Origin of the sequence: Nocardioides sp. (genome assembly GCF_047606145.1) — a bacterium.
Lineage (GTDB): Bacteria > Actinomycetota > Actinomycetes > Propionibacteriales > Nocardioidaceae > Nocardioides.
In genome coordinates this window covers 1-6,811 of sequence record NZ_JASGET010000115.1, presented here as the reverse complement: position 1 = coordinate 6,811, position 6,811 = coordinate 1, and the positions used below count along the sequence as shown (strand labels likewise).

Annotated in this window: 6 protein-coding genes; all 6 read right to left on the bottom strand. The window is 72.1% G+C overall.

Going from position 1 to position 6,811, the window contains the following annotated elements:
- A partial coding sequence (locus tag QM638_RS14725; RefSeq protein ID WP_415142953.1) for a ComF family protein occupies window positions 1–470 on the bottom strand: 470 nt, incomplete at its 3' end.
- An 86-nt stretch (window positions 471–556) separates the two neighbouring features.
- Window positions 557–2,314 (bottom strand): LpqB family beta-propeller domain-containing protein, encoded by a 1,758-nt coding sequence (locus QM638_RS14720; protein WP_415142951.1) that lies wholly within the window; start codon window positions 2,312–2,314, stop codon window positions 557–559.
- Window positions 2,311–3,993 carry an MtrAB system histidine kinase MtrB gene (mtrB, locus tag QM638_RS14715; protein WP_415142955.1) on the bottom strand — a complete coding sequence of 561 codons (1,683 nt, stop codon included), beginning with the start codon at window positions 3,991–3,993 and terminating at the stop codon, window positions 2,311–2,313. The genes QM638_RS14720 and mtrB overlap by 4 nt, the downstream gene beginning before the upstream one ends.
- A 2-nt stretch (window positions 3,994–3,995) precedes the next feature.
- Window positions 3,996–4,697 carry an MtrAB system response regulator MtrA gene (gene mtrA / locus QM638_RS14710; RefSeq protein ID WP_415142949.1) on the bottom strand — a complete coding sequence of 234 codons (702 nt, stop codon included), beginning with the start codon at window positions 4,695–4,697 and terminating at the stop codon, window positions 3,996–3,998.
- Between the two features lie 66 nt (window positions 4,698–4,763).
- Entirely contained in the window at window positions 4,764–6,221 is a 1,458-nt protein-coding gene (gene ahcY / locus QM638_RS14705; RefSeq protein ID WP_415142947.1) for an adenosylhomocysteinase, read from the bottom strand.
- A 140-nt stretch (window positions 6,222–6,361) separates the two neighbouring features.
- Window positions 6,362–6,811, bottom strand: a 450-nt coding sequence (locus QM638_RS14700) for a hypothetical protein (RefSeq protein ID WP_415142945.1), incomplete at its 5' end; no start/stop codon positions are given.

Below are 6,811 nucleotides of genomic sequence, written 5' to 3'. Positions count from 1 at the left end.
GCCCGAGCCTCCACCCCGGCCGTGCGCAGCAGCCGGGCCGACCGGCCGGCCAGCACGGCGATCGGGTCCAGTCCCCGCGCCCGCACCGAGGACGGCCGGGAGGGCACCGGCACCAGCACCGCCGGGGCGGGGCCGGTGATCCCGGTGACGTCGGTGACTCCGAGGGCCTCGATCACCGCCAACGTCAGCAGGGCGGACAGCGGCTCGGCCGCATCGAGCAGCCCGCGCTCCTTGAACCCCAGCACGAGCTGCTTGACCAGGTCCTGGTACGGCGCCGCGGCCACCGTCGGCACCAGGCCGGGCGGGGCGGGGTCGGGTCGGACCGGGTACGCCCGGGCCGGCAGGCCGGCACGGCATCGGGCGCAGACCAGGCGGCCGGAGGCGCCGCAGCCGACGCACCGACCGCCGAGCACCAGGTCGGCGTACGCGTCGCGCAGCGGGGTTCCGGACCGGCCCGGCTCGCGATTCACCGCACCATCGCAGCAGGGCGTCCCGGGTGCGGCAACCCTCGCCGGCCCGGTTGTGGACAACCCCGGGCCGGCGGGCGTGACCGAGGTCAGCCGGCGTAGAAGGCCGAGCTGACGCCGGAGGGCAGGCGCAGGTCGGCGTTGCCGGACAGGTCCGACAGCTTCCGGCCGGTGCGGGCGTACAGCGGCGTGCCGTCGACCGGAGAGCTGACCAGAGCCCGTGGCGTGCTGCCGACCGGGAACTCGTCGCCGGACACGTCCAGGGTCGCGCCGTCCAACGAGACGACGTTGACCAGGGCGGTGCCCGAGGTCCACTGGACGGCGTAGACGGTGGTGGGCGAGCGCCACCCGATGTCGCGCAGCCGCGCCCGCCGGCTGCTCGGATAGGCCAGCTCCACCGCGGGCGACGCGCTCTCGACCCGGCCGTCGGAGTCGGCACCGATCCGGCTGACCACCATCCGGTCGCCCACCTCGTGCCGGATCACGGCGACGAACCGGGTGCCGTCGCGTGAGACCAGGAAGCGTCGCACGTTGGCGCCGGTCACGCCGCGGATCCGCACCCGATGGACCCGGCCGTCGCGGACGTAGCTCACCACCGCGCCGTCGGCGGTTCGGTCCACCAGCCACAGTCGGCCGCTCAGGTCCCATGCCGGCTGCAGCAGATCGGTCCCCCGCAGCGGCAGCCGGGTCACCTTCGCGGAGCCCGAGAGCGGGCCGACCAGGACGGAACGCCGATCGCTGGTCACTGCGGCCACCTGACGGTCGTGCGCGTCGACGGCCGCGGTGACGAGGTCGTGCACCGAGGCCCATCGACCCGACACGACGTCGAACCCGGCTCCGTCGGCGTACCGCTCCAGCACGCCGGTGCGGACGGCGTACAGCGCGTCGCTGGCCCCGGCCCCGTTGGGGCTGTAACGCGCCGACCCGGAGACCGGGATCGTGCTGCCGGCACCGGGGAAGACGACGGTCTCGCCGCCGATCACCAGCCGCATCCGCTCGACGTCACGATCCTGTCGCAGCGTCCAGGCCAACTGGGCGGCGAGCAGTCGTTTCGTCCGGGCGGTGAGGTAGTCCGCACTGCCGGCCAGCGAGATCCGGGCCAGACCGTCCTCGACGCTGATCGAGGCGTCTTCGCGCCGGCCGACCGGCGCGAAGCTGTGCACCACGCTGCGTGCCGGCGCGGCCGGTCCGAGCAGCAGGCTGCGGATCAGGCTGGTGGCGAGCTGGGTCCCGGTCGGGACGAACACCGGTTCGGGGACCAGCACCCGGTCGCTCGGGTCGAGGTAGTAGACGAACCGCTGGGTGAAGCGCGACTGATACCAGGTGGCGGGGACGACCAGGGCGTTCGGCGCCGCGGAGATCCGCCACTGACCGGACTCGCGGACCAGCGAGAAGCGCAGCGCGGCCCGGCCCTTGTCCAGCTGACCCTTCCAGGTACCGCGCGCGTCGAGCCAGGTGGCGCCGGTGATGTCGACGACGATCGAGCTCCCGCCCAGCGGCGGTCGGGTGTTGTCGTAGAGGATGGTGCGACGATCCGGGTCCCAGGAGTCGGCGAAGGACCGGGACAGGTACTGCCGAGCGACGGTGGTCGACAGCGGCGAGGCCGTCATCGCGTCGAGGAACCCGCGCACCACCTGGCCGGGGGTGAGTCCCGGCTGCGGCGCGCGCGGCGAGTACGGGATGGCCTCGCTGCTGACCTGCGTCGGCTGGACGGAGAGCTCCCGCACCGGTCCCGAGGTGGGCACCGAGAGACAGCCGGTCAGCGCGACCAGGGCGGCCCCGGCGCAGACCATCGGGGCCAGGACCCGGAGGAGGGTCGGCCTCGGGCGGGAGCGTGGTCGTCTCATCGGTCCTCGAGGTTCGTCTGCGGGACGCCGGCGAGGTCGCGCGCGATGTCGCGCACGTCCTCGGGGACCAGCGGCAACGGCGACTGTCGCAGCTCGCCGTGGACGTGCCGAGGCAGGGTCAGCCGGAAGTTGGTGCCCAGCCGCGGCCGCCCCCAGGCCTGCAGCCAGCCGCCGTGCAGCTTGGCGTCCTCGAGCGCGATGGAGAGCCCGAGCCCGGTGCCTCCGCTCGATCGGTTGCGGGCCGGGTCCGAGCGCCAGAACCGGTTGAACACCATCGCCGTCTCCCCCGGCGCCAGTCCGAGGCCGTGGTCACGCACCGCGATCGCCGCCGCGTCGTGACCGGCGGCGACGGTGATGTCGATCCGATCCGAGTCGCCGACGTGGTCGATGGCGTTGGCGACCAGGTTGCGCACGATCCGCTCGATCCGGCGTACGTCGGCCTCGGCCAGCGCCGGACCGTCGGCATGCACCACGATCCGGACGCCGCTGCGCTCGGCCAGCGGTCGATAGCTGTCGGCCACCTGCCGGGCCACCTCGCCCAGGTCCACGTCGCTGGCCTCCAGCGCGGCCGCGCCGGCGTCGAACCGGGATATCTCCAGCAGGTCGACCAACAGCGTCTCGAAGCGATCCAGCTCGGTCTGCAACAGCTCGGCGGCGCGCGCGGTCACCGGGTCGAAGGTGTCCCGCGCGTCGTGCAGCACGTGACTCGCCATCTGCACGGTGGTCAGCGGCGTGCGCAGCTCGTGGGAGACGTCGGAGGTGAAGCGCCGTTGCACGCGGGACAGGTTCTCCAACTGGCCGATCTGGTTCTGCAGGCTGGTGGCCATCTGGTTGAACGAGACCGCGAGCCGGGCGAGGTCGTCCTCCCCGTTGACCCGCATCCGCTCGGTCAACCGGCCCGCGGCGAGCCGCTCCGCGGTCTGCCGGGCGAGCCGGATCGGGGTGACCACCCGGCGGGCCACGAACCAGGAGGCGGCGCCGACGACCAGCACCAGGACCGCTCCGGCCAGGATCAGTCCGCGGGTGAGCAGCGACAACGTGTCCTGCTCCTGGGTGAGCGGGACCAGGAAGTAGAGCGTGTAGGTGCCGCCGTCGGCCGGCAGGCTGACCTGGGTGCCGACCACCAGACCCGGCATCGTGCTGCCGGCCGAGTCGGTCTCCGCGATCGGGTCGTCGACCGACGACTCCAGCCGGATGGTGGTGTAGGTCCAGGCCTGACCGACGTCGGTCCGCTGGAAGTGGTCCTCCAGGGACGCCGGCACGCTCGTGGTGTCGAGGCCCGGCGTCCACTCGGCGCCACCCCCGGCGATCCGTCCGCCGTGCTCACCCAGCGGTCCGACCAGCACCACCCAGAAGCCACGGCTCAGGCCCAGCTCGATGATGGGCTCGACCAGATCGGTGCGCTGCCCGGAGAGGTTCACGTCGGCCCCCGAGGCGCTCCCCAGCCGTGCCTCGGCGTCGGCGACCTCCTCGCTGGCCTCCGCGACGGTGATCTCGCGACGGTGGTCGAGCAGCGCGCCCCTGGTCTGGACGAGCAGCACCGCACCGATGACGACGACCGCGACGGCGGTGAGCACCACCGTGCTGGCCACGACCCGCAGCTGGATCGAACGCCACCACCAGGAGCCGAGCCAGCCCAGCCAGCCGAGCCGGCCGGACCAGCGCAGGCGTCGCTGCATGCTCACACGGGGCCGGCCTTGTAGCCGACACCGCGGACGGTGACGACGATCTCGGGGTTCTCCGGGTCGTGCTCGACCTTGGCGCGCAGGCGCTGGACGTGCACGTTGACCAGGCGGGTGTCGGCGGCGTGTCGATAGCCCCACACCTGCTCCAGCAGCACCTCGCGGGAGAAGACCTGGTGCGGCTTGCGGGCCAGGCAGACCAGCAGGTCGAACTCGAGCGGCGTCAGCGAGACCTGCTCGTCCCCGCGACTGACCTGATGGCCGGCGACGTCGATGACCAGGTCCTTGATCGACAGCGTCTCCGAGGGCGCGGCGTCGTAGCGCCGTACTCGTGCCCGGATGCGGGCGATGAGCTCCTTGGGCTTGAACGGCTTCACCACGTAGTCGTCGGCGCCCGACTCCAGTCCGACCACCACGTCGACGGTGTCGCCCTTGGCGGTGAGCATCACGATCGGCACCCCGGACTCGACCCGGATCTGCTTGCAGACCTCGATGCCGTCGATCCCGGGCAGCATCAGGTCGAGCAGCACCAGGTCGGGACGGTGCTCGTGGAACGCCGCCAGCGCCTCGTCTCCACGCGCGACCAGGTCGACCTCGAAGCCCTCCTGTCGCAGGACGATCGCCAGCATCTCGCTCAGTGAGGCGTCGTCGTCGACGACGAGGACCCGGCCTCGGCTGGTCTGCTCCGGGAGGCTGCTCATGCTCTCGATTCTGCCAGCACCCGACCCCGGCCGGGGCCACGTGTGCGCGTCAGCGGCGAGCGGCGATCAGTAGCGGTAGGTGTCGGGCTTGTAGGGGCCGGTGACCGGGACCCCGATGTAGTCGGCCTGCGTCTCGGACAGCTCGGTGAGATTGACGCCGAGGCTGGCCAGGTGGAGGCGGGCGACCTCCTCGTCGAGGTGCTTGGGCAGCACGTAGACGTCGACCGGGTACTCCTCCGGCTTGGTGAACAGCTCGATCTGGGCCAGCGTCTGGTTGGTGAAGGAGTTCGACATCACGAAGCTCGGGTGACCGGTCGCGTTGCCCAGGTTCAGCAGGCGGCCCTCGGAGAGCACGATGATCGCGCTGCCGCCGAGCTCGTTGGGCTCCGGGAAGGTCCACACGTCGACCTGCGGCTTGACGTTCTTGCGGACGATGCCCGGGTAGGCCTCCAGCCCGGCCATGTCGATCTCGTTGTCGAAGTGGCCGATGTTGCCGACGATCGCGTTGTGCTTCATCCGACTCATCTGGTCGACCGAGACCACGTCCTTGTTGCCGGTCGCGGTGATGACGAGGTCGGCCACCGGCAGCGCGTTCTCCAGGGTGTCGACCTGGTAGCCGTCCATCGCGGCCTGCAGCGCGCAGATCGGGTCGATCTCGGTGACGATGACGCGAGCGCCCTGGCCGCGCAGCGACTCCGCGCAGCCCTTGCCGACATCGCCGTACCCGCACACCACGGCGACCTTGCCGCCGATGAGCACGTCGGTGGCCCGGTTGATGCCGTCGACCAGGCTGTGCCGGCAGCCGTACTTGTTGTCGAACTTCGACTTCGTCACCGAGTCGTTGACGTTGATGGCCGGGAAGAGCAGCGAGCCGTCCCGGGTCATCTCGTAGAGCCGGTGCACGCCGGTGGTGGTCTCCTCGGTGACGCCCTTGATCTCGGCGGCGATCTTGGTCCACCTCTCGGTGCTGCTGGCCAGCGACGCGGCCAGCACCTCGAAGACGACCCTCTGCTCCGCCGAGCCGGCGGTGGCCGGGTCGGGGGCCTGACCCGACTTCTCCGCCTCCACGCCGAGGTGGACCAGCATGGTGGCGTCACCGCCGTCGTCCAGGATCATGTTGGCGAACCGGGGCGCCCCGTCGACGGACGGCCAGTCCAGGATCTGCTGGGTGCACCACCAGTACTCCGCCAGCGTCTCGCCCTTCCAGGCGAAGACCGGCACGCCGGCGGGGGCGTCGGGAGTCCCGTTCGGGCCGACGGCGACCGCCGCGGCGGCGTGGTCCTGGGTGGAGAAGATGTTGCACGAGGCCCAGCGGACCTCGGCACCGAGGGCGACCAGCGTCTCGATCAGGACCGCGGTCTGGATGGTCATGTGCAGCGAGCCGGCGATCCGAGCGCCCCGGAGCGGCTGCGCGGCGGCGTACCGCTCGCGCATCGCCATCAGGCCGGGCATCTCGTGCTCGGCGAGCGTGATCTCGGTCCGGCCGAAGTCGGCCAGGCTCAGGTCGGCAACCTTGAAGTCCATGGAGGTGGTTCCTTCAGCTTCGGGTCTTTGTCTGCGTCGCGCATCTGCGCACTCGTCGGGATCTCCCACGCGGACCTCGTCAGGCTACAAGCGGGGTCGCTCCGGCGCTGAATCACCGGCCTCACCGGCACCATCCCGCCTCACCGGTCGCTGAGGGGATCCGCCGGCGAGAGCGACGAGGCGAGCAGCTCCAGGTCGGCGAGCACCAGCCGGAACCGGCGGCCGTCGCGCTGCAGTCGCTCCACCTCGTCACGCGCGGCACCGGAGGAGGCCGCCAGCGTGGTGTTGCCGATCAGGTTGACCAGCGCGATCCGAGCGCTGGCGCCGTACGCCGTCGCCGCGGCGACCACGTCGGCGCGCACCCGCGGGTCGGCGTGCTCGCCGAGCAGGCGTACGGCGGGCAGGGCGAGCGCCGCGAGGTCCAGGATCGCCAGGCTGGTGTCCGCCGCCCGGATCGCCGCGGCGGCGACCTCGACCGTCCTCCCGCCGCGGATCGCCTCGACCAGGTCCCGGGAGGCGCCGGCGTCGCGGTCCGCCGCCGACAGCGCGTGCCGGCGCAGCAGCTCGCCCTCGTCGCCGGTGCCGCGGAG

What these genes read in the sequence shown, in the direction of transcription:
- mtrA (WP_415142949.1), bottom strand. Translation starts at nt 4,697, where the DNA reads ATGAGCAGCCTCCCGGAGCAGACCAGCCGAGGCCGGGTCCTCGTCGTC.
- ahcY (WP_415142947.1), bottom strand. Translation starts at nt 6,221, where the DNA reads ATGGACTTCAAGGTTGCCGACCTGAGCCTGGCCGACTTCGGCCGGACC.
- mtrB (WP_415142955.1), bottom strand. Translation starts at nt 3,993, where the DNA reads ATGCAGCGACGCCTGCGCTGGTCCGGCCGGCTCGGCTGGCTGGGCTGG.
- QM638_RS14720 (WP_415142951.1), bottom strand. Translation starts at nt 2,314, where the DNA reads ATGAGACGACCACGCTCCCGCCCGAGGCCGACCCTCCTCCGGGTCCTG.